At 55.7% G+C, this 25,091-nt stretch carries 22 protein-coding genes and 1 pseudogene; 9 read left to right on the plus strand and 14 right to left on the minus strand.

Translation table 11 applies throughout. The features are described 5' to 3' along the window. Positions 1–538, plus strand: a pseudogene (locus RE6C_RS22285) (N-acetylgalactosamine 6-sulfate sulfatase); the annotation flags it as partial. A gap of 1 nt (position 539) precedes the next feature. Here the strand turns inward: RE6C_RS22285 and RE6C_RS22290 are convergent. The 4 genes from RE6C_RS22290 to RE6C_RS22305 all read right to left on the minus strand — a co-directional run bounded on the left by RE6C_RS22290 (position 540) and on the right by RE6C_RS22305 (position 3,122). Then, positions 540–962: a TadE/TadG family type IV pilus assembly protein gene (locus RE6C_RS22290; protein ID WP_008660294.1), complete on the minus strand. Its 423-nt coding sequence runs from the start codon at positions 960–962 to the stop codon at positions 540–542. Positions 963–1,013: 51 nt separating this feature from the next. After that, entirely contained in the window at positions 1,014–2,105 is a 1,092-nt protein-coding gene (locus RE6C_RS22295) for a vWA domain-containing protein (RefSeq protein ID WP_008660296.1), read from the minus strand. 77 nt (positions 2,106–2,182) lie between these two features. Next, positions 2,183–2,638, minus strand: a complete 456-nt coding sequence (locus RE6C_RS22300; RefSeq protein WP_236618431.1) for a TadE/TadG family type IV pilus assembly protein — start codon at positions 2,636–2,638, stop codon at positions 2,183–2,185. Next, entirely contained in the window at positions 2,631–3,122 is a 492-nt protein-coding gene (locus tag RE6C_RS22305) for a hypothetical protein (protein WP_236618432.1), read from the minus strand. The genes RE6C_RS22300 and RE6C_RS22305 overlap by 8 nt, the downstream gene beginning before the upstream one ends. A gap of 271 nt (positions 3,123–3,393) precedes the next feature. Here RE6C_RS22305 and RE6C_RS22310 point away from each other — a divergent pair, with 271 nt between their 5' ends. The 3 genes from RE6C_RS22310 to RE6C_RS22320 all read left to right on the plus strand — a co-directional run bounded on the left by RE6C_RS22310 (position 3,394) and on the right by RE6C_RS22320 (position 5,920). Then, the gene (locus tag RE6C_RS22310; RefSeq protein ID WP_008660302.1) at positions 3,394–4,251 is read left to right on the plus strand and encodes a phytanoyl-CoA dioxygenase family protein; all 858 of its coding nucleotides are present in this window, start codon (positions 3,394–3,396) and stop codon (positions 4,249–4,251) included. 365 nt (positions 4,252–4,616) lie between these two features. After that, on the plus strand, positions 4,617–5,501 hold the full coding sequence (gene metF / locus RE6C_RS22315; protein ID WP_008660304.1) for a methylenetetrahydrofolate reductase [NAD(P)H]: 885 nt from the start codon (positions 4,617–4,619) through the stop codon (positions 5,499–5,501). Positions 5,502–5,731: 230 nt separating this feature from the next. Beyond that, entirely contained in the window at positions 5,732–5,920 is a 189-nt protein-coding gene (locus tag RE6C_RS22320) for a hypothetical protein (RefSeq protein ID WP_236615858.1), read from the plus strand. Positions 5,921–6,126: 206 nt separating this feature from the next. Here the strand turns inward: RE6C_RS22320 and RE6C_RS22325 are convergent, their stop codons facing one another. The 3 genes from RE6C_RS22325 to RE6C_RS22335 all read right to left on the minus strand — a co-directional run bounded on the left by RE6C_RS22325 (position 6,127) and on the right by RE6C_RS22335 (position 11,307). Further along, positions 6,127–8,205, minus strand: coding sequence for an outer membrane protein assembly factor BamB family protein (locus tag RE6C_RS22325; RefSeq protein WP_008660310.1), 2,079 nt, complete (start codon positions 8,203–8,205; stop codon positions 6,127–6,129). A 144-nt stretch (positions 8,206–8,349) separates the two neighbouring features. Then, positions 8,350–10,578 (minus strand): outer membrane protein assembly factor BamB family protein, encoded by a 2,229-nt coding sequence (locus RE6C_RS22330; RefSeq protein ID WP_008660313.1) that lies wholly within the window; start codon positions 10,576–10,578, stop codon positions 8,350–8,352. A 357-nt stretch (positions 10,579–10,935) separates the two neighbouring features. Beyond that, positions 10,936–11,307: a cupin domain-containing protein gene (locus RE6C_RS22335; protein WP_008660314.1), complete on the minus strand. Its 372-nt coding sequence runs from the start codon at positions 11,305–11,307 to the stop codon at positions 10,936–10,938. 669 nt (positions 11,308–11,976) lie between these two features. On the opposite strand from RE6C_RS22335, the gene RE6C_RS32540 reads away from it, so the two are divergent. Continuing rightward, positions 11,977–12,876 carry a hypothetical protein gene (locus tag RE6C_RS32540; RefSeq protein WP_008660316.1) on the plus strand — a complete coding sequence of 300 codons (900 nt, stop codon included), beginning with the start codon at positions 11,977–11,979 and terminating at the stop codon, positions 12,874–12,876. Positions 12,877–13,090: 214 nt separating this feature from the next. Here RE6C_RS32540 and RE6C_RS22350 read toward each other — a convergent pair whose 3' ends face one another. Continuing rightward, complete coding sequence (locus RE6C_RS22350; RefSeq protein WP_039963066.1) at positions 13,091–15,097, minus strand: transglutaminase-like domain-containing protein; 2,007 nt, start codon at positions 15,095–15,097, stop codon at positions 13,091–13,093. 362 nt (positions 15,098–15,459) lie between these two features. Here RE6C_RS22350 and RE6C_RS22355 point away from each other — a divergent pair, with 362 nt between their 5' ends. Next, positions 15,460–16,170, plus strand: coding sequence for a hypothetical protein (locus RE6C_RS22355; RefSeq protein WP_008660321.1), 711 nt, complete (start codon positions 15,460–15,462; stop codon positions 16,168–16,170). Positions 16,171–16,194: 24 nt separating this feature from the next. On the opposite strand, the gene RE6C_RS22360 is transcribed toward RE6C_RS22355, so the two are convergent. Both RE6C_RS22360 and murQ read right to left on the minus strand, forming a co-directional pair. After that, a complete protein-coding gene (locus RE6C_RS22360) occupies positions 16,195–17,160 on the minus strand; it encodes an N-acetylglucosamine kinase (protein WP_008660322.1) in 966 nt (321 codons plus the stop codon). Then, complete coding sequence (murQ, locus tag RE6C_RS22365) at positions 17,157–18,065, minus strand: N-acetylmuramic acid 6-phosphate etherase (RefSeq protein WP_008660323.1); 909 nt, start codon at positions 18,063–18,065, stop codon at positions 17,157–17,159. The genes RE6C_RS22360 and murQ overlap by 4 nt, the downstream gene beginning before the upstream one ends. Before the next feature lie 152 nt (positions 18,066–18,217). Here murQ and RE6C_RS22370 point away from each other — a divergent pair, with 152 nt between their 5' ends. The 3 genes from RE6C_RS22370 (at position 18,218) to RE6C_RS22380 (ending at position 21,322) form a co-directional block, all read left to right on the plus strand. Next, positions 18,218–19,741, plus strand: coding sequence for a sodium:solute symporter (locus RE6C_RS22370; protein WP_039963069.1), 1,524 nt, complete (start codon positions 18,218–18,220; stop codon positions 19,739–19,741). Positions 19,742–19,782: 41 nt separating this feature from the next. Next, positions 19,783–21,009: an exo-beta-N-acetylmuramidase NamZ family protein gene (locus RE6C_RS22375; protein ID WP_039963168.1), complete on the plus strand. Its 1,227-nt coding sequence runs from the start codon at positions 19,783–19,785 to the stop codon at positions 21,007–21,009. 88 nt (positions 21,010–21,097) lie between these two features. After that, positions 21,098–21,322, plus strand: coding sequence for a hypothetical protein (locus RE6C_RS22380; RefSeq protein WP_236618436.1), 225 nt, complete (start codon positions 21,098–21,100; stop codon positions 21,320–21,322). Positions 21,323–21,345: 23 nt separating this feature from the next. On the opposite strand, the gene RE6C_RS22385 is transcribed toward RE6C_RS22380, so the two are convergent. The 4 genes from RE6C_RS22385 to RE6C_RS22395 form a co-directional block, all read right to left on the minus strand. After that, on the minus strand, positions 21,346–22,449 hold the full coding sequence (locus RE6C_RS22385; protein ID WP_008660328.1) for a Gfo/Idh/MocA family protein: 1,104 nt from the start codon (positions 22,447–22,449) through the stop codon (positions 21,346–21,348). Next, on the minus strand, positions 22,446–23,327 hold the full coding sequence (locus RE6C_RS22390; RefSeq protein ID WP_008660330.1) for a phytanoyl-CoA dioxygenase family protein: 882 nt from the start codon (positions 23,325–23,327) through the stop codon (positions 22,446–22,448). Before RE6C_RS22390 ends, RE6C_RS22385 begins: the two co-directional genes overlap by 4 nt. Positions 23,328–23,542: 215 nt before the next feature. Continuing rightward, positions 23,543–23,713 carry a hypothetical protein gene (locus RE6C_RS31845; protein WP_160167239.1) on the minus strand — a complete coding sequence of 57 codons (171 nt, stop codon included), beginning with the start codon at positions 23,711–23,713 and terminating at the stop codon, positions 23,543–23,545. 71 nt (positions 23,714–23,784) lie between these two features. Continuing rightward, a complete protein-coding gene (locus tag RE6C_RS22395; RefSeq protein WP_039963170.1) occupies positions 23,785–24,999 on the minus strand; it encodes a DUF1559 domain-containing protein in 1,215 nt (404 codons plus the stop codon). Between the last annotated feature and the right edge of the window lie 92 nt (positions 25,000–25,091).

Consider the following 25,091-nt stretch of genomic DNA (forward strand, 5'->3'; position numbering starts at 1 on the left):
AGGTCGCATCAGTCGTGTTCCAGCTTGTGCGACCGACATCGCGCCGACGCTGGTGGATTTGCTGGACTTGCCGGATGACTCTTTAATCAAGCCGGTCGACGGAATCAGCTTGCTGCCTCTGATTCAAGGCGTGGGCGAGGCTGCGGTGTCGCATCGCGAAAAACCGATCGGGTTTCGATTTCGCGGCAAGTCAGCCGTGGTCGACAACCAGTGGAAGCTGATTCGCGAAACGCGAAAGCAGAAGGGGAAATCGGTGACGAGCGAACAGTTGTATCAACTGGACGAAGATGTCAGCGAAAGCAAAGACGTGACCGGGGACTACCCGGAAGTTGCATCGCGTTTAAGCGGGTGGTTGGCCGAATGGAATGACTCCGTCGATGACAGCGTGTCGGGTTTGGATTATCCCGAAGGCAGCGTGAATCCAGACCACGCTGAACCGAAGTTTTGGGCCGACGATTCGCGTTACGAAGTGTTTCTGGACGAGTGGCGTGAGCGACCGGAGTATCAATCGTTCTTGAAGACTCGGTTGGGAAAGTGAACTAGCGGCCTTCGCGACGCATCGTCAATTCTCGTTGCATCTCCTCACCCAAGAAGTATTGGGCGGGGACGTAGGTGTTTCGATCCAACGGCACAGTCACGCGAACGGTGATGTCTTCCGTTGCATCGGTGATGTTCGCTGGTTCGACATCGAGCGTGAATTCATCGATTCCGATGGTGCCAAGGATGCGTGTCGCTTCGGCTCGGATTTCGGCGTTGGTTCCACCGGGAATGATTCCGACGCGGGCGCCTTCGTAAACGGCATTGTCGACGGTGTGCCGAACCATCGCCACTCGCATGAATTCGAAGCCTGCGAAGAAGAACAGGAACAACAACGGGACGACGATGGCAAATTCAACCGCGACGGCTCCGTTTCGGGAATCCGGTTTGGCGAAGCGTCGGCGAGCGTGAGACAGAGATTGCATGGGGGTTGGATCGTGAGAAAATGAAGTGGAAGTGCGGCCGGTCAAGCGTCGTTATTCCGTCAGGACCGTTCCGAGTGTCAGTGCGATCTCACGGTAGATGTCACGCAATTGATCGCCATTGGTGGCATGGAAGTGACGACCTCCGCCGATGCGTGCGACGTCCTGCATGCGTCCGAAATCGGCTCCAGCTCCAAAGGTGATCGTGTGGATGGTGACGCCATCGGCCGCTAGGTCGGTTGCCACGACCCGCGGTTCGGGGCCACGGTTGTGGCGACCGTCGGTCATCACGATCATGGTTCGTTCGACGAATTCAGGTGGTCGCCCACGCAGTGCGATTTCTTGACCTGCTCGCATACCACGAGAGATGCTGGTGAAGCCGCCCGTTCGTAGGCGGTCCATTGCATTGTTGACTTCGGCGAAGTTTTCGGTCAGTTGAACGTCTTCGCTGGCTCGGTCGTTGTACGATGCCAACCCGATTTGTTCATCAACGGGTGTTGTTGCGAGCAGGTCGGTGAAGATGCGAATGGCGGCTTGCAGGTCATTGAATCGGCTGCCCGCCATCGATCCACTTCGGTCGACGACCAAGGTGATGTCTCGTTCGACGTAAGTTGCCGTCGCGAAAGCTTCGGGTTCAAAGATCGATGTTCCGGTGACATTGCCGAAGAACAGTGGAACGGGACCTGAGAGCGAACCGGACGTGCGTTGTCCGTTGACGCGAACGCCGTTGAAGGGAGCTTCGCCGGCATTGAACGCGTACTTGCCATCGACTTGGCGATCTGATCTGCCGAATTGAAAGTCGCCATCGGCTAGAAGCAATGGTTGGCCGTTGACCAGGTTGGCTTGTGCGATTTGCTGTCCGCGTCGAATTGCGAGATTTCGATCGAGTGTATCAGCCAAGGTCGTTGCGGCGGCATTCGCAGCGGCGTCGGTGGATGATCGCAACTCGGTTCGAGCTAAATGCATTTGTGCGATGTCAATCGAGAACGCAACCACGATCAGAAACAAGAACATCATGATCGCGATCAGGACCAGCATCGCGCCGTGGCGTTGCGATGCGTTTCGAGCTTGCTTGCGATCCAATGCGACGCAGCGAACGCGGAATTTGCGAGGCCGTTTCGCTTTGCTAGTGGAGAGATTTCGCATGGTGCCGTTCTGAACGAGTCGTAGAAAGATGGGGCGAGTCGGACGTGCGTTGGTGAATCGATGAATATGTTGAAGCCTTACTGCTTCAGCATCACCGTGTTGACGGTGAGTTGACGGTCGGTGAGGAATCGTCCCAGCAACGGGCTGTTCTGTGCACTCGAAGCGGTCACGGAGGTGATTACTTCTGCTGCACGATCCGCATCCAATGATTCGCCATTGGGGAATGTGATTCGATAGCCAACGATGCCGCGTGAATCGAGGATCGCTTGGGCTCTCGCTGCGGCGTCGGCGTTGCTGCGGCCGTCACGAATGGCTTCGCGAGTGGATTCGTAAGCCGCGACATTGAGAGACTGCTTCAAGAAAATCATGCTGGAGGCTTCGATCGAACCGAAAACCAACAGGATCAGAATTGGCAAGCAAACGGCGAATTCAACCGTTGCCACACCGGATCGGTGGCAGCGAGAACGTCGCCCGGGAACTGCTTGGTTCTGTCGTTCAGAGGTGGATGCTAGCATCGGAATGAGATCAGGCATTGGTGGATGATGGGCCGGCTTCGTCACCAGATGGTTCCGCTTCGGGGTCAGTGAGTAACCCGGTTCGCTGAGCCATGCTGTTGAACGAATCAGCGACTTCTTTCCAGAAGTCGTTTGTTCGGAATGACAAACGCTTGACTGGCCGGCCTTCGGCGGCGTTCAGGATCTCGGTTCGTAGTCGCATGATTGGTCCGGCGAACCGATTGGTCAGCTTCAGCGTGTCGAGCACAAAGGCGGGGATGAGCGCGATCGAGATCAAGAAGAACGGCAAAAAGCGACGTACACAGTCTTCGAACGAGTGCTGCCAGCTCAGGTCGGGTTGTTCAAACAATCGCAACCAGAGCAGCAACGCAACCGAGTTGCACACAAACAAGACAATCCAGTGAAGAGCGATCTTCTTGACCACGCCGTATTGGACCGTGCGATCGACGACCGTTGTGGATCGGTCCTTCTGTGTTGAGTGAGAGGTGGCTGCGATGGACATGATGCAAACCGTTCGAACGAATTGGGTGCTGACAAAGAGGTGAGTGTGTCGCAACCGGCATGATGGCAACGGTTGCATCCAACCCTAGTTCGCTTGGATTGATCGGCGCCTCCAACCTGACGGGCGGCGTTCGAGCAACCAAGAAAGTCGTTTGACGAATCCGGTTTTGACGATCGTGAAGGCATGTCCCGGCAAGCTGGTTGGGTTGAATCGACCGCGGGACTACCTGACAATGAACAGATCCCCACTCCCTTTCACGAAGTCCAACGCCATGAATGACAACAGTTCCTCATCGGACACGCAGTTTGCGATCATTCCTGATCGGGAATCCATCGCGACGGTCCAGCGTGACATCCGCTTCTTTCCAACCGAGAATGCTTCTCCGACACTGCTGAGCCAACAGCAGATCGAAGCTTGGAATCAGGATGGTTACTTGGGACCGCTGGATGTTCTCGATGCGAATGAAACCACTTCGTTGCGTGAATACTTTGATGCCTTGTTGGCCGAAACCGTGGCGGCTGGAAAAGACAGCTACTCGATCAGCAGCGCGCACCTAAAACACGCTCGCGTTTGGGATTTGTTGCAGCATCCAAAGTTGGTGAGCTACGTTTCTGACTTGTTGGGTGAGGATGTCATTGGTTGGGGATCACATTTCTTTTGCAAGATGCCTGGCGATGGCAAACGTGTGGATTGGCATCAAGATGCCAGCTACTGGCCCCTGACACCGACCAAAGCTGTGACCGTTTGGCTGGCGATCGACGATGCCGATCTCGACAATGGTGGAATGGAAGTCTTCACCGGTTCACATCAGCACGGATTGATTGACTTCGACATGACGGATTCAGATTCCGGGAACGTCTTGGATCAAGTTGTCACGGAACCTGAGAAGTACGGAACACACCGATTCACTCCCGTTCGTGCGGGACAGGTGTCTATCCATAGTGATCTGTTGGTTCACGGTTCGGCGCCCAACCAGAGTGATCGCAGACGCTGCGGTTTGACGCTTCGGTATTGTCCCGCCGACGTGACCGCGTACTTGGGTTGGGAGAAGAAAGGCGTGGTCGTTGCGGGGACCGCATCGGCAGACAAATGGCCCGGAGCTGAGCGTCCCGACTCGTTTGGCTCATAAGCAGTCCAGGCGATAGGCAGCTGCGGGGCCGGTCGCCGTTTTGGCCGGAGAATCGTGTTAATCGTTTCGAGATCCGTGCCGGTTTCAAGGCGATTTCGGTTTGGGAGCGAAAGAAAAAACGGTAAAGTTCGGCGGCTTCGGTTCAATCGTGGTGGGACTCTCGGTTCCGTAAAACGAGCGGGCGTTTATACTGGCGTGGTGCTAGGTTTCGTCGGTATCCGTTGATCGGGTGACGTCGCCAGGCTTTTCTTTCGCAGCGTTGAGAGCGTTTCTGCGACGGAGGTGAGTGGACCGAAGACAATTCTCTCGGCGCAGTTCGCTCACTAATAATTGAAACGCTCTCGTTTCGCAGCTTTTTCTCATTTGTGATTTGTTTGATGACTCTGGCTTCTGTCTATCAGTCCACCGATTGTGCGATTTCATTTGAGCTGTTTCCGCCCAAAACCTCCGAAGGTGTGGATCTGCTCTGCAAAAACGTCGAGCGGTTGATGCAGTTTGGCCCGAAGTATTTCACATGCACTTACGGGGCCGGTGGTTCGAGCCAGGGGACAACGCTCGAAGTTCTGCAGAAGGTGAAGGAGATCACTAGTCTGCCAGTCGCATCTCACCTGACCTGTGTCGGGTCGACAGTGAAGGAACTGGAGACCTATCTCACGGAAGCCAGCCGGATCGGAGTTGATTACATCGTCGCACTGCGTGGGGACCCACCGAAGGGAACGACGCAATTTGAGGTCACCGAGGGTGGGCTGAAATACGCGAACGAGTTGGTGGAACTGATTCGCGGACAATTCAGCGATCTGGGCATCGCCGTCGCTGGGTATCCCGAGACGCATCAGGAAGCGGTGGATTTCCAAACCGATTTGACCAATTTGAAGCGAAAGGTCGACGCGGGGGCAGACATCGTCATCACGCAGTTGTTCTACGACAACGATGACTTCTATCGTTTCCGCGACGCCTGTCAGAAGATTGGCATTGAAGTGCCAATCGTTCCGGGGATTTTGCCGGTGACCAATTTCAAACAAGCGAAACGGATCGCTTCGATGTGCAAGGCGGCGATCCCGCAATCACTCGAATCCGCAATGACCGAAGCGGGTGACGATCAGGACCAGTTCCGTGTCGGCGTCGAGCACGCTCGTCAGCAAACGATCGATTTGGTCAACAATGGTGTGCCCGGCATCCACTATTACGTTCTCAACAAGAGCGAAGCTGCCGCTGACTTGCTCGATGGGTTGTCGCTGACAAGTTGCTAAGCGTCGGCGGGGCAGCGACCTTTTTTAATGTTGCGGAAAGTCGCTTTGTTGGCGAATTGCGCCTTGCTGGTGCGCGTTGTGCTTCGTGTTGCCCGCGTAATCGAACCAGATGGACTTTGGGTCGTGACGAAATGTCGCTTTTGGTCAATCGCGAGCTAAGCGCACGTCGAAAAGTTGGTTTAGAGAGCTAGGCTTTCGTGTCCACCGACCTTTTGAACGAGACGACACCCATGTTCGCTCCCATTTCGATGCCATTCATTCACACGCTTCACGGTTTGACTTATCGGGTCGGGCCAGTCTCGCAGCGTAGTGAGAACGAAGATCCACAAACTTCACGACGTCGTGAAGAGCATGTGGTGGATCGGCCACCGACCAAACGCCGCGAATCGAAAGAACAGTCCCTTGATCAAGACGCGTAATTTCGCGATTGATTCTGAGACCAACTTTGCAGCCAGTTTCGCTCGTTTCAAAACGAGTTTCGCCACCGGTCCAAACTGAACACGGTGGCGAAATGTTGATTCAAGCGATGGTCCTTGGCTCTCCCATCATTTCGTTGGTTGAACAACGCGTCGCTTTCGGTTTGACCTTAGCGACTAGGGATGATGGTCTCGGCCGCTGAAGATGCTCAGCGAGGTTTACCGATCGCGAACAGCTTGTCCTTTGTGCTGATGAAGATCGTTTCATCGGCTGCGACGGGCGTGCTGTAAACGCTGGTTCCCATGTTGATCTCTTCGATCGGTTCGTTGTTCTCAGCACCAAACTCGAACACGCAAACATCACCGTCTTCATCACCGATGTAGACCTTGTCGTCGGCGATCAGAGGACTGCCCCAGCTTTGGGCGAACATGTCGTAGGTGAAGTGCACGATCGGCGTGCCATCGTCGTTCCCTTTTGCGTCCAAGCAGTGGACCAATCCGGAGAAATCGGCGATGTAAAGCACGTCGTCTTTGATCGCAACGGTGCCACAGCTGCGGTGCATTTCTTCTTCGAAGTCAATTTCACCGTCGTCGTTTTGGTCGGCCAGTGAGTAGTGCCAAACAACAGCCGAGTTTGGATTGTCGACGGCAGTCTCACCCTTCTCGGGCTCAACCGCTTGGATGCGTTTGTGTTCGATTGGTTCGCGGCTATCGCCTTCCATCTTCACGGCCAACTGAGGCGAGACGTCGCCACGTTTGGTCGGATCGATGCACCACAGGTGACCTTCGCCTTCGCCGTGTTCAGGGTCTTGGCCAACAGCGATATAAACCCAACCGTCGTAGGCGACTGGAGTCGCGATCAGGTTGTTGCGAGTGCCTTCGCCGCCCAGGATCCATTTGGATTCCTTTGGATTGCAGTCGAACTTCCAAAGCAATTCGCCGGCACCATCTTTTCCGCCGTCAGCTTTGAAGCTGTACAACCATCCGTCGCCACCGCAGAACAAGACTTGCGGTACGCCGCCGAGGACTTCGACCGAAGGTGACGACCATTGTCCGTGCAAGATATTGGTGCCGGGAGATTGGTCGGTCCACAGGACTTCGCCGGTGTTTTTGTTCATGCAGATGAAGCTGGGGGCTTCAGGAGCTGGCAAGTTGATGTGGGATTCGTCGAGGCCGTTGCTGGTGTTGACGAACAACAAGTCGCCATAGCTGGTGACGCTGCACGAGCACATGTTGTGTTGGCTAACGCCGAGTTCATCCATCATGTTGAAGACCCAAATCACGTCAGCATCGCGTTTGTCGTCCACCGATAGTGTCTTGAAGATCGAGATGCGTGGTCCCAGTTGCTTGATCGCCAGCGAGCGTTCGACGCCACCAAATTTGCCTTTGGCGGTCCATGATTTGTTTTCCGCGATCGTTTTGATTTCGATGTCGCCTTCGGGTTCACTTCCGGCGTCGGTCAAAACCGTTGTCAGTGCCTCGGTCAATTCGCCTTGGTTCAGTGACGTGAGCGAATCTTCGTAGTCGCTGCCTTCGCCGCTGTTCATCAAGTCGCCGACGCGAGCCACTTCGTTTTGGACTGGGCCGTCGTCTTCGCCATCGTGGAAACCTTTGGTGTCCAGGCAACGAACTTCACCGCGACTGGTCACGAACCACAATCGTTCGCCTTCGACCAAAGGTGCACAGCAAATGCCCTGCAGAGGCCAATCGTGAACACGACCAGTGATCAGTTTTTCGCTGCTGTGTTGCCACAGGAAGCTACCGTCATTTTGGTCGAAAGCGAGCAAGCAGCCGAGGTCGACGTTGCTGGGGTAGCGTTTGAGGTAACCGTTGCCGTTGTTGGAGCCAACGTAGACTTGGCCTCCGGAAACGACGGGGTTTCCGTAGGTTTGGCTTCCCAGGGCGGAGAACCAACGGACGTTTTCAGCTTTGGATCCATCCCACTCGCCGGTGCGGCGATCGAATTTGCCGATGTTCCAGGATTCGGGCAGGTTCTTTGCATTGGGCACGTTGTTGCGGACGCGGGTGCCGCCCCATTGTGGCCATTCCTCGCCGGAGTCAATCACCTCGGCGGGAGGAACGAATTCGCTCACGTCGGCAGCGGATCCGGAATCGGACTTCGATTTGTCCACGTCGGCCACGACCGTTTCGTTCGCGGCAGCGGCAGCCAATGTGACGGTGCTCAACGGAACAGGCGGTTGGCAACCGCTCAACAAAACCGTTGTCAGTGTGCCCAGTATCGCTGAGCCAAGCATCAAGCACCAAGCAGAAAATTCAGAGCGAGCCATGATTGTTTTTGGGAGGGAGGGATTCGTTGGATGTTCGAAGCGAGTCGCGACAGTTGGAGGGTCGCGAATTCGCTGCAGGTTGGGAGGGAGTTCAATCATTTGGTGACGTTGAACGCGGCGTGGGAATGCGCCGCGTCATCACGATCACTCATTGGGTGTGACTTCCAAGTTGTCGATGTAAAGCTCCGCGACTTTCGCGTTGCCGTACAAACCAGGGCTGGCCGACAGAACAGGGATCTTGTCTTCCGCGGTCACGGTCCAGTCAGCGGGCTCTTCTTCACCGCGAGGCCATACTTTGCCCTTCAACACGGCAATTGCGTCGTCGCCACTGCCTTCGATTTGGGCTCGGAATTTCATCCGATACCACTGGTCTTCTTTCCAAGGGAAATCAACGGTCTGTGCCATTCGCAATTGCGGTGACCACGATCGGATTTGCAACTGTTGGCTGTTGCCCATCAAATCCAAGACGTAACCGTGAGCGGTCAAGCCAATGTCCGGGAGTTGGTCATTGGCTCGGCTGCCACGAACGTCAGCGGCGATGGTGTAGTTCTTCAGTTCGCTGGATCCCATCCAAGCACGGCTTCGTGCACCCTTGGGAATCGTGCTGATCTTCACGAGTGCCGGTGAGCCATCGACGGGCCGGATCACGTGACGATAACGAGCACCCACCCAAGACAATGGTGGATCGTTCAAGTCATCGAAGTCGAATGCCCATGGCAGTTCAGGAACGATACGAACCCGAGTGCTTCCGGTGACGCTCCCGACTTTGGCAATGATGGTGGCCGCGGTGTGGGCAACGTCGGAATTGGCGGTGAAGACGTTGCCGTCGACCGAGCCAGGCCCTTCAACACTGAAGGTGATGTCCGAGTCGGCTGGATCAGCCAAACGTTGTCCCAGGCGATTGAACAATCGAACTGACAGCTCCATGGTTTGACCTGGGTGCAGCAAACCTTCTGCTGGCGTGACCAACAACTGAGCTGGTTCTGGGTTTTCTTCGATGGGCGTCTCGCCGAGCAATTGTTCTGCCAGGACGAGTGGCTTCTGCGTTGATTCAGGGGAGCCGACGCAGTACAGAGCCGACGCACCTTGGAAGTAAAGCTTGCCGTTGGCCAGAATTGGCGAGGAATGAAATGCCTCGTTGCGAATACGGCCTTTGCTGAGAAATTCAACGCCGTCTTCAGTCATTTCCAAAATCGCCCAACGACCGTTTTCGGTCAGGACGTACAGCTTTTCATCTGCGACCAGAAGCGAAGGCCATTGTTTGCGATCTCCGATTGCAATTCGCTCGGCGATTAGATCACCGGTTTCGGTGTCGATGATCCAAAGCTTGCAGCGGTCATCGACCACGTACAAACGGTTGTCGACGACGACAGGAGCGCTGCGGCCGACGACCAAGCCTTCCATCTTCCATACTTCTTTGCCGTAGGTTTCGTCGCCGGTTCCGCCGACTTCCACGGAAGCGACCGCACCCATCGAGCTGCCGGACATGTTTTCTTCGCTGTGGCTAGCGTAAACCCGGTTTCCATCGACCAGTGGGGTGGCGAACATTCCGCGACGGGATAGGTCGTGATGCCAGAGCGGTTTGCCGGTACGAGGTTGGATGCCCCAAACGGCTCCGTCGCCCGTTCCCAAAATCAATTGCCGTTGGCCTTCGATCGTGGTCAGCGTCGGTGCCGAGTAGGTTGTGTCGTTGGGCAAATCCTTGGTGCCACTGAACCAGACGACTTCGCCAGTCAGTTTGTCCATCGCGATCAAGCGGTGGTTGGGTTTGGCGGCTTCGCCCCAGTTGATGATGATGCCGCTGATGATCACGAGGTCTTCGTGGATCACCGGGAAGTTGGTCCGACCGCCGTAGGTCGACAACATTCCGAATTGTTCGTGAAGGGGTTTGCTCCAGACGGTTTGCCCGGTTTCTCCATTGATACAGAGGAACAAGTCGCACACGCCCAGGGCGTAGACATTGCCGCTCTCGGGATCCGCGACGACGCTACTCCAGCCAACCCGGGTGTCAGGAACGTCAGACAGATAGACGTTGAAAGCGTTTTCCCAGAGGGTTTCGCCAGTTTCCGCGTCGAGGCAGACGACTTTTTCGCCTTCGGTGTCCGTTCCCGGGTTCGAACGCATCAATGTGTAGAGCCGGCCGTTCATCGCAACCGGCGTGCTGCGAGTGCCGATGTCTTCCCGTTTCCACAGGAGGTTGCTGCCCTCGCCGCCTTCTGAATCCCAGTCTTCGACCAGGTTCTCAGCTTCGGCGGTCCCGTTGAAATTAGGGCCTCGCCAGTAAGTCCAGTCCGCCGTTTGGCCGTTTTCTTGGGCCCGGGCGGTGTTGGATCCGAGGGTCACGCCAACAAAACCCATCAAACACAGCAACATGGTCACCGCACGAGCGGAGCTGGCCTGTTGTTGTGAGGTCCTTTGGGAGTGTGGCGAAGTGACAGAGCGGCGCAACGTCGCGAACATCAAGGATTCCGGTGGGAGAGATAGGGTGGGAAGGTGGGGCACGACAGGATAATTCGAATCGTATTGGTTGAAATGATTTTAGCGTGCCGGGACCCGTCGCGTGCAATCCCCTCGAATGCTCAAAACGGTAAAAGCTGATAAGTCTGCCGTTTCAGCGTTTTTTTGCCGTTCCGCGGTAGGAGGACGCTTTTGAAACCGGAGCTGCGAAGCGAAATGCCCGGAAGGGAGAATCCGAAACGCAGCGCGGTCGTGCGCCGGAAAACGCGTGTTTCAGGCTCGATAGGCGGCCGGATCACCGAAGTGCTCGTCCGCGGGATCGAATTCAGGTGTGCACACGATCAGTACCTCCATTTTTCCGACCGCTCGATGTTGGACCCCGGGAGGAATGAGGACGGACATCAGCGGCCGAACCGGATGTAGTTCGCCATCCAGTTCGATCGCGGCATCAGCATCACAGCTCAGAATCACGTAGACCTCGGTGTGATCGCGGTGGTGATGCGGTTTGGCATCCAGACTGATCTGCGTCAGGTGCAGCGTGCCGGGGAACTCGGATGACTCTGCGAATGCTCGGCGAGCCTGCCCGCAGGGGCATTCAACCGGTTCGATCCGTGTCAAATCCACGATTTCAGGTTTGGCGGCCATTGGTTTTGACCTCTTTTCTACGAATATTGCAAAGGACCGCCGGGTTTCACGTCGTCGAGTTCCACAGCATCGACCGCTCGGTTTGAGCCTGCCTCCCGGCCACCAGAGGGTGTTTTTGTCAGTCTGGATCGATTGCACGCATCGTACCAGAGGATCGTTCGGGACGATCCATACCCGCCGGATAACCGGGCTGAAATTCCGTAAGCCGCAAACGTTAACAAGCTGCCGAAAAACACCCAAACCACTGCATTGAAGCCTAGGTGTCGCCGATACGTTTGTTGTCCGACCGCATGAGTCGGGTTTGAAACGCTCCCGGCGTCGAAGACCTGAAGTCACTCAGACGACTCGGATGACCCAGAGGTGCAGACAGCGGATGTCTGCATCTGGCAGATGTTTCTTCATCAAACGATTGGACCAGCTACACCGTCGCCAGAGACCCTGGCACGAATCGAAATGGATTTCAGAACTGAACGAAGTCAGCGGGCTGGGTGCTCGCACCTGGTTCGGTTTGTGTTCTGAAGTCTTGACCTCGGGACTTGATCGTCGGCGACTTCGTCCGACGACCGCGTCCCCAAGGGCAACGATACAACGGTGAGGTTGCAAAATCGCAAGTGACGGATCACTGCCGACAACTTCCCGCAACAATCTCGAGAGGGAGAATAATCTCCGATGAAGCGGACAATTTTAACATTGACGATGGTCGTGGCGAGTTCGGTCTGTACTCAAGGCTTTGGCTTTGACTTGCTTGATCGCATGCTCGGCATGAAAGGCTGCGGCAGCTCGACAGCTTGCTGCGAAGCTCCTGTTTGTGAACCTACTTGTGGTTTGGAAGCACCTTGCGGCGGTTGCGACAGCGACTGCGGATGTGCTCCTGCTTGCGAACCCGATTGCGGTTGCGAAGCTCCTTGTGGCGGTTGCGACTCCGGTTGTGGCTTGCTGAAGGGCAACCTGCTCGGCGGATGCAACAGCTGTGCAGAACCAACTTGCGGTTGCGAAATCGCTGATTGTGGCTGTGCACCTGCATGCGAAACCGCTTGCGAACCAGCTTGTGGCTGCGAAATCGCTTCTTGCGAACCTTCGTGCTGCGACAGCGGATGCAGCATCGGCAAGGGCGGCTTGCTCAGCAAGTTGTTCGGTGCCAAAGGCTGCAACAGCTGCTGCGAAGCTCCATGTGAAGTCGCTTGCGAACCAGCTTGTGGTTGCGAAGTTGCTGACTGTGGCTGTGGATCGGCTTGCGAACCAGCTTGCGGTTGCGAAATCGCTTCCTGCGAACCTACCTGCTGCGACAGCGGATGTGACAGCGGTTGCTGCAGCATCGGCAAAGGCGGCTTGCTGAAGAAACTCTTCGGCAACCTCGGTTGCAAGAAGAGCAGCTGCTGTGACATGGGCTGCGACGCAGCTCCTTGTGACACCGGATGCGGATGTGGATCGACCTACGCCGCTCCTACCGCAGCACCAGTTGTTGCTCCTCAAGCAGCTCCAATGCCACCAGCACCGATCGTCGATCCAAGTGCAAGCATTTCCCGTAATCGTCGCGTCATTCAGGCCAGTGCCAGCTACGTTCGCTGAGTGAACTTGTTCACTTGATGAAAGTAGACCACTGCGTCAAACAGACGTGACTCCAAAACGCCTCGGCGAAGGGTAACCTTCTCCGGGGCGTTTTTTATGCCCCCGCGGTGAGGCGGATACCGGCTCGCTAGCGATCTGATCAATTAGTTCGCGGAACATCGTGTCGCCAAACGCTTCGGCACTCAGCCAAACGCAACTCTTGCGATGGTTGCGATCACGCCCCCCGAACAACCGCGTAGATGCTGATCTGCATCCGCGAAAGTTTGTCGATGAATTTCTCGACCAGATCAATTGGATCGATGTCCTTCATGTCAGTCGACTCAATTGCCAAGCAATCGGGTTTGGTTTCGGTCCCTTCCACCGGGTCCAAGCAGATCCATTGATCGTCCACTTTGGCCACGACCCAGGCGTGGTAAACAAAGCGGTTCCCATCGGGCAATCGTGCTCGCGTTTGAAAAGGCAACGCCAGGTCTTTTGTGGGCGATATGTGGTCGGCAGCTTGATGCCGAATGCCCAATACCATCCGAGACGGGATGCCAGCGGAACGCAACAAAGCCATCAACAGAATGGACTGCTCGGTGCTGTCGGCGGTCGACGAGTCCGCGATTTGGCTGGCGGGCCGCATGCCCTGCGAAAGCGGTCGAAAGGACAGCAGCGAGTGAACCGTTCGGTTCATTTCCATCGCTCGCTCGGCGGTGGTGAAGTCGGGGCTGTTGGCCGTCGCTTTAGCAATCCGACGGACCGTGGCGGATCGATAGTCGACCAAGGATGTCGCTGCCACATCGGCCGGTGTGTCTTCTCCACCAAATTGATCAAAGCGATCGCGAAGCTTGGATTGAGGAACGGGAACGCGAGACACGATCAGCTTTTGTTCGACACCGTCACCGCCGCGTTGAAGGTATTGGCGTGGTGCCAACGCGATTCGGCTGTTGTCGTCGTCATCGGGGGTGTCCGACTCCGGTTCGGTTGCTTCTTCTTCGTCTGATGTGACCGATTCGGGGGCGGGCGGTTTGGCCCACAAGATTTTGTATCCGACTTGTCGGAGATCACCCGCTAGCAAGCTGGATTCTGTTTCCAGCGGTTTACCCTGCACCTGGAGTGCGATCGGGTAGTCCTGGTTGAGGAACTCTTTTCCAAGCAGTTTGTACTGGGACTCTTTGCAGCCGTACGAAAATCGTTGTTCGTTCGATACGTGATAGAGCTGGACCTGGCCCTGATCATCAAACCAATAAACACTTTCTCGTTGACGTTTGGGGTCGAGCGACAGCAAGCAAGAGGCTTCTTGGAGCACGACTTCTTGGAAGCCTTGTGGAGTCAACACCGACGGCGAAGCGAGTGAGTTGTGTTGCAGTCGAAGCGTTGCAACTTCGCCCATGATCGGGAGCAAGACTTTGGCTTCGCGGGTCTCGCCTTCCTTCAGCGGTTTTCGGCGCAGTGTTTGGTAGACGTGCAGGGGGCCACCGAGTGGCGAGTTGATACGCAACGTCTTTTTCTGCGTCGTTACCAATCGATCGTCAACAAACTGCACTTCGCTCGCGGTGATTTCGATGGTCCGGTGCGATTCAATCGGGCCTCGGCGGAACGTGCAGTCGACTTTCTTCAGATCGCCGTTGGCATCATGCCAAAACGTCTGCTGGTTGGATTCGAGGATTTGCAGCATGCCTCGGTAAGTCAAACCTTGTTCTTCCAGTTCAACTTTGATCTGGTTGTCCACTGTTCGAGTGGATTTGGCATGGATGCCGCCCAGGATGGTTGAACGAAGACTGTGAATTTGCCACGTCTCCCACTCATCGGCGAGTCGATTCGCGATCCCGCCGGCGGAAGCTTGCGAGGCAGGTTTGCCGGACACCGTTCCCATCGCGGCCGATGGTGATTGGCCTGGTGTGAGGATCTCCGGCATTCCGGATTGCCGCATCGCATCGGCGGCTGAGCTCGGTCGCGCCGTGTTGCTGGCTTGCGAAGCGTAAGAGGACGACGCGTCGGAGTGCCAAGGGGCTGGTTTTTCAAACGATTCGATGTCGTATCTGTCTGGCAAATCGCAACCCAGCGGGATTGCTAGCGCGACTAGGCAGAGCGTTCTCAGCGACTTTCGAACCCGATGTTTCTTAACATCCGATTTCACGGCATTGGACACACACCGGAAGGCCGATGATTGGCCTGTGCCCGAGAAAATGCGTCGTAGACGGGGCAAAGTCCGTCGGAATGCTGTTCGATCCATCATGACCAGCCGCTTGAATGCGTTTCAAAGAAGCGTTTTTCTGAAATTTGCGGCGATTGAGAACCGCTGACACCCCAATGTCGACTCCCTGGCTTTTGTGTCAACCGCTTTCGGTGGGTTCTGTTCGCGTGTTGGCCAATTGGTGGCAGGTTGAGCGGAACGTTTGTGTCAGTTGTAACGGTGAGGATTTTTGGGAGGCCAGCACAAAACCCAATCAGCGAGTTTTGAGCGGTTCTGGATGAGTTGCGGAGTCTTCGTCGTGGTGTGACCTAGCTTTGTGTGTTCACCAGTCGCAGCGGTGAACCGGCTCAGGCAATCTTTTCACCCTGATGTCGACAATACGCACGCGTCGAAAATTACCAACAATGGGCTTTCTAAAACGCATTCTTCGTCCGACGACACAGGACGACGCGATTCCGACATCCGCGCCGGGCAGCTTTGAACGTCTCTCCGACGAAGAGTTGCAAGTTCACATGGGGATCAAAACCTATGGGATGTTTGAATTGACTGACGCCATCCGACCATCCTACGATGTGCAGATTTCGCCACGTCAAGGATTCCGATACGACAAATACGTCGACGAATCCAATGGATCCACCACCCCGGTGATCATGGCGGCCGCATCCAAGCCGATATTGATGGATGTGTTCCTGGACTTGATCGATCAATTGGGCAACGTGGTCGATGTTGTCTTGGAAACCAGTCATCACAGTTCTTCGCAACACGAAGATCTGTATCGGGAACACATCGATGTACCGGTTCTCAAAAGCATCCTGATGGAATTCGAAGACGTGCTACTGAACGATGGCTGCACCGGAATCGCCATCATCAACACGGCCAAGCAACAGGAAGTCCAACTGGACGAACACAAACTGTTGATCGCCTACGGAACACCACTGGATGGATTTCGTCAAACGTTGATCAATTCCGACGTCTACCCCGACGACTCAATCAAGTTTGTCACCGAAGCCGAGCACGTGCATAGCAGCAGCGAACGCTTGTATGACAAGTTCCAACAGTTCAAAACCCGATTGGGTGTCGAAGACGATCACGAGCCCGAATGCGGTGCTTGGTGATCAAGCGGACTCAACGATCTTAATTCAGTGAGTTGTCATCGATCCCGCTGCGATCATCAGCGTGCCGGCGACTGACTCCGGTATTGCATGGTATGTCGTTTTGATTCCTGATTCGGCCAGCTTGTCACAGACGCTTTGCGTGAATGCTGGTTGATGAATCAGCACGCTGCCGGTGCCTGCCAACGAGCACGGTTGAGTGGACATGTCCAGTCGATCGGCCAATGTCTTGGCCATCTCCGCCAGATCCGTCGATGCTTGATCAATGATCTGCGTCGCAACCGGATCGCCCGAACCAGCCACATCAAAGACGAGTGGCGCGAGCGAGGCGATCATGATTCGGTTGTTGGGCTCTGCATGAAGGATTGGAATCAATTCGCTGGCCGATGTGATTGCATGATGATCTAGCAAGCGTTCGTGCAGTTGTGTGCTTGGTCCGCGTCCATCGTCGGCGCGAACTGCCGCTCGTAGAGCCGCGAGTGAAATCTGGTAGCCACTGCCCTCATCGCCAAGCAGGCTTCCCCAGCCGCCGCATCGAGCCCTGTCGCCATTTGTATTCTGACCCAGAGCCAGCGAACCGGTGCCCGCGATCAGCGCGATTCCGATCCCGTCTGGCGAGGCGGCATACAGCACTGGCAAGGCATCATCGACGACCGTTAATTTGCTTGCCAATTGACATTGCTCGGCCCATGTTCGAATGCGTTTTCGCTCGACATCTCGACCGGCACCCGCGAGTGCCAAGCAGGCACTCTCGACGGTGACTTGGGAAAGCTTCGCATCTGTGAAGGCTCGCTCGACCGCCTGATTCAAATGGTCAAACGCCGTCTCGAAGCCAACGCCGCGAACATTGGACGATCCCGAGCGTCCTCGACCGATGATTTCCATCGTGTTGGTGACATCACTCTCGTTGGTGAAGTCGCATCTCGCCAACCAAGCGACCGTCTTGGTGCCGCCCCCGTCGATTCCCAAAATCAGTCCGTGTGACGCATTCATTTGGAAGGTGTTGCGAGCAAGCGACTGAGGTGTCCGTCGACGTCGATCAACATTTGACGTGCGGTTTGCGGCGAAACCTCTTTCATGTGAACGACGATCGCGGTCTTCACTTCGCCATCGCATTGTTGCAACAATTGTTCGGCTTGGTCCGTTGGAATCCCAACGATCTCAGACAACATCTGCCGCGACCTGGCAACCAGTTTTTCGTTGGTGGCACGGACGTCGACCATGCGATTGCCGAACGTCTTGCCGATCCGAATCATGGCACCGGTCGTCAGCATGTTCAGCACCATTTTGGTCGCTGTGCCTGCTTTCAAACGAGTCGATCCGCTGACCACTTCCGGACCGACAACCGGTGCGATCATGATCTGCGATAGCGGTCGCAATTGGCAATTCGGATTGCAACTCAGCCCCACCGTGACAGCGTCAACGGACCGGGCGTATTTCAAACCGCCGATGACGTAGGGCGTTCGTCCGCTGGTGGCGATCCCCACCAACACGTCGTTGCTGGATAAGTTGATCTCGGCCAAATCACGTTCGGCATATTCCGGATGGTCTTCGGCACCTTCGATCGCACGGGTCAGAGCCTCGGGTCCTCCCGCGATCACACCGACGACCATTTCGGGTGGGGTCCGAAATGTTGGTGGGCACTCGCTGGCGTCGAGCACTCCCAAGCGACCAGACGTGCCGGCACCCAGATAAATCAATCTCCCGTTGGATCGGAATTTGTCCGCGATCGCATCCACCGCCTTCGCGATCTGCTCGGCTTGCGTGTTCACTGCTTCCGCGACCAAGGCATCTTGTGAATTGATGAGCTGAACGATCTGCAACGCGGACAAAGAATCGATCTGGGCAGAGGCCGGGTTGCTGGCTTCCGTGGTCAATTGATTCAACTGGTTCAGCATGGTGAATGGTTTCGCATGAGTGTTTCCCTGACCGCAACAAACCTTGTCACAACGAAATACCTCGTCACAACAAAATACAGTAAGGTAGCCGCACGGGTGAGGCGGGGCGGATTCACTTTGACCGATGGACTTCAGCAAACGAGATTCGACACTTGGCTATCAGCTCCTTTGACCTCGCCGTCCTGGTCATCTACATGCTTGCGATGGTTGCCTTTGGTCTCTGGGTTGGCCGAGACCAAAAGGATTTGGCGGGCTACTTGTTGGGGGGACGTGACATGCCGTGGTGGTCGATCCTGGGATCGATCGTCGCGACAGAAACCAGCACCGCGACATTCTTGAGCGTGCCCGGAATTGCATTCGCGGTCGATGGCGACATGCGTTTTTTGCAATTGGGAATGGGGCTGGTCATCGGCCGTTTGATCGTCGCGGTGGTGTTGGTGCCTCTGTTTCGCCGTGGCGAAATCTTTTCGGCCTATGAAATTCTGAACACGCGATTTGGTGGTGCCAGCAAACGTTTCGCATCGTTGCTCTTCTTGGTCACTCGAAACTTGGGCGATGGATTGCGTCTGTTCTTGGCCGGCATCGCGTTGGAAAAAGTCCTCAGCGTTGATCTGGTTAGCTGCATCGTGATCCTGGGTGTCTTCACGATCATTTACACGTTCTTTGGCGGGATCAAAGCCGTGATCTGGAGCGACTGCATTCAGTTGGTCGTTTACATGGTCGGCGGCGTGCTGTCGTTGATGATTCTCGTCAGATACTTCCCGGGTGGTTGGCAACAACTCGTTGAGTTTGGTCAGGAGACCGGGCGTTTCCATGTCTTTGATTTTCGCGTTCGATCAACCGAGACATTCAGTGTGCTGACGGAGCCTTTCACATTCTGGTCGGGAGTCATCGGCGGAGCGGTGTTGACGCTGGGGACTCACGGGACCGATCAAATGATTGTCCAACGTTACTTGGCGGCACGCAGCACAGTGGATGCGCGGCGAGCCGTGGTTGCCAGCGGCGTGGTGGTCTTGATCCAGTTCGCATTGTTCCTGTTGCTGGGTGTTGCGTTGGCATGTTTCTATTCGCAAATCCATCCGCGAGCGTTTGAACACAATGACGAAGTTTTCGCGGCATTCATTGTCGATTACCTGCCAGTTGGTTTGGTCGGCCTCACGCTGGCCGCCGTGTTCGCGGCCGCTATGTCGACGTTGTCTAGTTCGTTGAATTCATCCGCTTCGGCAGCCGTCTCGGATTTCTACCAACCTTGGCTGCTCGCTCGCCGCAACGGATCGGCGGACAAGGGAGCTGAAGAGAAGAGTTCCGACGACGAAATGTCTGGCAACCTGCTCGGTGTCAGTCGCAAGCTGACCATCGCCTTTGGTTTGATTCAGATCGCGATTGGGATCGGTGCGAGTTATCTTTCCAGCAGTGTCATCAGCGATGCACTCGCTATCGCCGGCTTCACGGCCGGGATTTTGTTGGGCGTTTTCCTGCTTGGGATTCTGACCAATTCCGCTCACCAACGTGGTGCACTGATTGGAATGGTCTCGGGCATGATTGTGCTCACGGCGATCAAGTTTGGAACGTCCGTCGCTTGGCCATGGTTGGCGATCATCGGCTCGGTCACCACCTTCACGGCAGGCTACCTCGCTAGTCGCTTGATTCCGGCTGGGCAGCGAGCGGACAATTGATATCCCTTCCTCGACGAATGAATCTGAAACACCAACCACTCATGTCTTCTTTCAAAACAATCATGCCCTCTCCATTCGTCGCGGTTTGTCTGCTTGCGATCACGCTTTCTGCCTCCCAACCCAATGTCGCCACCGCGGAAGTTCTGGCCGGAGTCGATGTGTTGCAACGAGATGATTTCGCGAGCCTTGCTGGACAAAAGGTAGGACTGATCACGAACCACACGGGCACGAATCTGACCGGAGCATCGACGGTTCAGTTGCTGCACGATTCAACGGACGTGGACTTGGTCGCTTTGTTCAGTCCCGAACATGGGTTTGTCGGCCAGTTGGATCAAGCCAATATCGACGACCAACGGGACTCATTGACCGGATTGAAGGTCCACAGTCTGTACGGCAAGACTCGTGTTCCGACGGCGGAGATGTTGGAAGGCATCGACACGCTGGTCTTTGATATTCAGGACATTGGCGTTCGCTTCTACACCTACATCTCGACGATGGGTGGCGCGATGAAGGCGGCGGCCGAAAACGATGTTCGGTTTGTCGTTTTGGATCGGCCCAATCCGATCAATGGGACGGAGGTGCAAGGTCCAGTCACCGATGCGGGCAGCGAATCGTTCATCGCTTACCATCGCATTCCCGTCCGGCACGGAATGACGATTGGTGAGCTGGCCAAAATGTTCCAAGCGGAATGGGAACTCGATCTGGATTTGCAAGTCATTCCAATGGAGAGTTGGGCAGGTCGCCCCGGGTTTGATCAAACCGGACGCATGTGGATCAATCCGTCACCCAACATGCGAAGCCTCAATGCGGCCTACCTCTATCCTGCGATTGGATTGTGGGAGACGACCAACTTGTCCGTGGGCCGTGGCACGGACACACCTTTCGAACACTTTGGTGCTCCCTGGATCGACGCGTTGGAATTGGCTCGTGAACTGAACGAACAGGGATTGAGCGGGGTGAGATTCGTTCCAATTGAGTTCACGCCGGACGCCAGCAAATTTGCCAATGAAAAGTGTGGCGGAGTGAATTTGATCCTGACTCAGCGGGCTGAGTTCGATCCATTGCGAACGGCGCTAACCATTGCCGTGACGTTGAGGAAACTTGCCCCCGACGACTGGAATACAAAGTCACTGAACCGTTTGTTGGTCAGCCAGAAAATAGCGGAAGGAATCCTGGGCGGTCACTCGGTGGAGCAGTTGCAGGCGGCCTACCAAGAAGAGTTGGAAGATTTTCAAGCTCGCCGAGCGAAGTACCTGATGTACCGCTGATAACCTCCCAGAGATTCACGACACTGCCCCAAGCTTGCTGAACGATCGCGACGAGAGCGGTCATTTTAAAATGGGAAGCCTCGCACCCATGGGAGATCGGCCATTCGGGCTGAAGGTCGATTCGGATGAATTGGTGCTCTCGGGATTTGAGCCCGACTCAGCAACAGCGGCGACTCCTGTTGAACCTCCCACCGAACAAGAATTCATCGATGAAGACGCGGAGTACGGGCCAATGCAGGCGGAAGCTTACCTGCAGCGTTGGCTCTGGATCCTCCCAACAGAGGGTCTCGCGAAATTGCCGTCATCGGATTGATGCGAGTTCGTGGTGGATGAATTCTACAACGTTGTTGGTAGCTCGATTGCGCGGTGGGTTTTTGCTGATTCGTAACATGCGTCGACCAAAGCCATCGTACGCAGGTTGTCTCGACCGCTTAGGTTGGGTTCGATGCCCGTTTCCAACGCGACCAACAGTTCTGCCATCGGGCCCGCAAACGCATCGGGGAACCAGACTTTGTCCCAACGTGGTTGTTCCCATCGGCCGATGTCGGTCGTGGTCCAGTCAATTGTGCTGGGGCAGCGAAGAGGGTACTTGGGCCAACCGATGGTTCCGCGAGCCATCCCCTTGGTGCCCTCGACTCGCCAAGTGATCCCCAAGTCTTCGGCTGCGCCTTCGCGAGCCGGTCCTGCCCACACGTCATCGCAAATTTGGCAACGCAAACCGTTGGCGTATTCCAGGATGTACAGCCCGATGCCGTCCACGTGCGAGAACGTCGTTCGCGGATCGGTCCGGAAACTGGCGAAGACACGAACAGGATCACCGAACCAGTATCGCATCGCATCCAAGTGGTGGATCGACATGATCCGGCATGTCATCCATCCCTGCCGTTGTTGCCAAGGCATCCAGTGCGGGATCGCTCGCATGTCAATGGTTGCTAAGACAGGCTCGCCGAGTTGGCCTTGATTCAGCAGCGTCTTGCACGCCCGAACCGACTGGTCGTAGCGCATATTTTGATTGACACAAAGCGTGATGCCAGCGTCGCGGCAGAGATCAACGATTTGCTTGGCCTCGGCAAAACAACCCGCGATGGGTTTTTGAACCAAGATGCCACGGATGTGCGGGTGCCGCACCGCTTCCCGAATGATCTCGAGTTGAACGTCCGGCGGGACTGCGATGTCGATGGCTTCAATTGAACTGTCGGCCAACAGCTCGCTTGGATTGTCAAAGACCTTGCTGATTCCATGCCGCTCTGCCACGGAGGCGGCTTGTTCTCTTCGGCGTGAAGCGATCGCAGCGGGATGAAAGCCCGCGGCTCGGTACGCCACCAACTGGCAATCATCCATGATGAACCCGGCGCCGATGCATCCAATGGGCACCTCGCGATCTTTCGGCATGACGGGATCGATACCCAAGTCGACCGAGTCGCTTTCACGCGGCGTCAATTCTCCGCGTCCTTTGATCGGGCTTTCAATGAGGTCGCGCTGGCATCTCGATTGGGATCCAGCCACGCCATGGATTGGCCAGGCGAGTCGTTTTGGCGAGAGTCCGTGTCTTCGAACCGTCGTTCTCCAATTTGACGCACCGCGGAGTCTGGCAATCGATCCAGTGGTGTGTAGCGAGGGTGATGTGAATCCTTGTAAGGATCATTAGACTTGGCGTTGTAGCAACAAATCATGGACCAGCGAGGGTTCTCGCTGTGATTTTGATCGCTGCGATGCAACAAGTTGGAATGGAAAAAGAGCACGTCGCCCGGGCTCATTTCAACATGCACGAGCTCAAACCGTTTCAATATTTCAGCCACACGTTCCGGATCCGCACCGGCTTGTTGGCCGGTCAGCTGATGATGAACCCGTCCGCATGTATGGGAACCGCGAATGACTTGCAGGCATCCGTTTTCTCGCGTCGCCGGATCGACGGCAATGAAACAACTGACCAAGTTCGGCGTTAGAACACCGTTGCCGTACCAGTAGCCGTAGTCTTGATGCCACGCCCACGCGCCACCGATCCGGGCGTCCTTCATGATCATCTTGGAGTGGTAATGATACGGTTCGTCACGCAACAGTTGCTCGGCCCTTTGGGCCAATCGGTCGCAGCGTGCGAACGCTCCGTAGATGCCATCGCCGGGATGATTCCAAACCGACAACCGAACCGTGCCCCCTTCGCCGTCGTCGCGACCAAAGGCATGGTCATCCAAACGTTTGTCTTCTTTGGCCGAGCGGCGTAGCAGTTCGATCTCATCGGCATCGAACAACGAGGCAGCCACCAAGAAACCTTGGCTGTCGTAGTCGGCAATCTGAGCTTCGTTGAGTGGACCGGGCATTTTCGCTGAGGCAGGTTCGCGGGAACGAATGACAACGCGTCATTGTATGCGATCCTCAACGCCACAAACTGTTTGAGCTCCTGCCGGTTCAGGAGCTGGTTCGTTTTCACTAACGAATGGCGAAAGCATGTCGTCAGTTGCAGCTATTGGGTCTGCAGTCGATGTCGCCGCGTTACCCTGTCCCAAGCGGTTTGGTAGATCGCTTGGGCTGGGATTCATTCTCCATCAAGTGGGACTTCGGGAGGAGCCGGGTTGGCATCCGCGTATTCTTGGATGGCATCCGTGGGAGTTGAGGTGGTTTCAGATGCACCGGAGCAGCCGATCGTGAAGCTCAGTGCCGACGAAACGAGAACGAGATAGAGTGTTTTTTGCATGGGGTTAGTCATTTTGGTTTCTAAGAAGAGGGGCTGGTACATCTTGCGATGCGCCAGCCCCAAAAGAGTTTGAGCCGTGTTGTCTACTCGAGACTTGTTTCCGTTTCTTTTGCCGAGCGAGTACCGAGGGCACCCCAGACGCCGAACGGGCTTTTCGTTCCAGGGGCGAGAGAACCACCTGCGGTCCCAACGTGGGCACTCGTTTGATTTCCAGCTTCGATCGATTCTGTGACGAACTTCACGCTCCCGTCTGCCAACAACACGTGGCATCCACCTTGGTGACGACTGCTTGGTGGCATCGTCCCTGTGTCGAAGTTGTTGCCGTTCGCACAAAGAGGACTGTTGGGAGGGCTAACGGTATGAACGCTTCCCCACAAAGTTCGCATCATGAACCACTTGTAGCCTCGACGTTGCTCCGCTTCGGTTCCGCCACCTTGGTGAAGTGCAAAGGTAGCCGTCGATGCCCAGAACTGTGGACGCTCTGGATCGATGTTAACGTTGCAGCTTTCGGTGCCGCCTTCGAATCCAGGGTTGATGGTTGCTCGAGCCGCTCGCGTTGTCACATCATTGTCGCCAAGATCGCTGTTCACTTCGCCTGCAGCAATCGTATTGGAAAGCCCATCGAGGATGTCTCGAAATTTCACGGTGCGACGTGCGACAAATACACCACGGTTGGCAGCTTGGCTCTCGATCGCGGCTCCTGCATTGGTGTTGCCTGAATCGTCAAGCGGTCCCGTTGGTCGGAAGACCGAGTCGCCAACGCAGGCGACGTAGTTCCCACGAGCGGCAGCTGGCAGCCCGCTGCCGGGATCGCTTGGGCAACGAAAACCGCTGACTTCAGTCGCCCATGGGCTGTAGTAAGCTGCGGCTTGTTGGCCAATCCATCGTCGGGGGCTTGGTCCCATCGGTGGAAAGATCGCTCCGGTGACGGGATCAGCGAGTGGATTGCTGATTTGTTCCCACAATCCCTGTTGCTCGATGTAAGGCAACAACCCAACCAACATGCTGAGTTCGAGACGATTGTTTGATCGCGGAACCTCTCCAGCGTTGTTCGCATCGGGAGCCGCTCCTGCTCTGTTTGGCGTGCCGGTCCCGTGGATGGGCAACTGGTTGAAGCCAGAGTGATAGTTGTGGATGGCGAGCCCAATTTGCTTGAAATTGTTGCTGCAACTCATTCTTCTGGCAGCTTCACGAGCAGCCTGAACAGCAGGAAGGAGCAAACCGACGAGAACACCAATGATGGCAATCACGACGAGCAGCTCAACAAGAGTGAAGCCGAGTTTTCTTCTGGAATTCATGGACAACATTCTGAGAAAGGCGTAAGAATCAAATGATTGATCGGGACGTCGCGAAACACCGACCCGTGTGTGGCAAGAGCTACCGCAACCAG

The organism is Rhodopirellula europaea 6C (genome assembly GCF_000338295.1).
Lineage (GTDB): Bacteria > Planctomycetota > Planctomycetia > Pirellulales > Pirellulaceae > Rhodopirellula > Rhodopirellula europaea.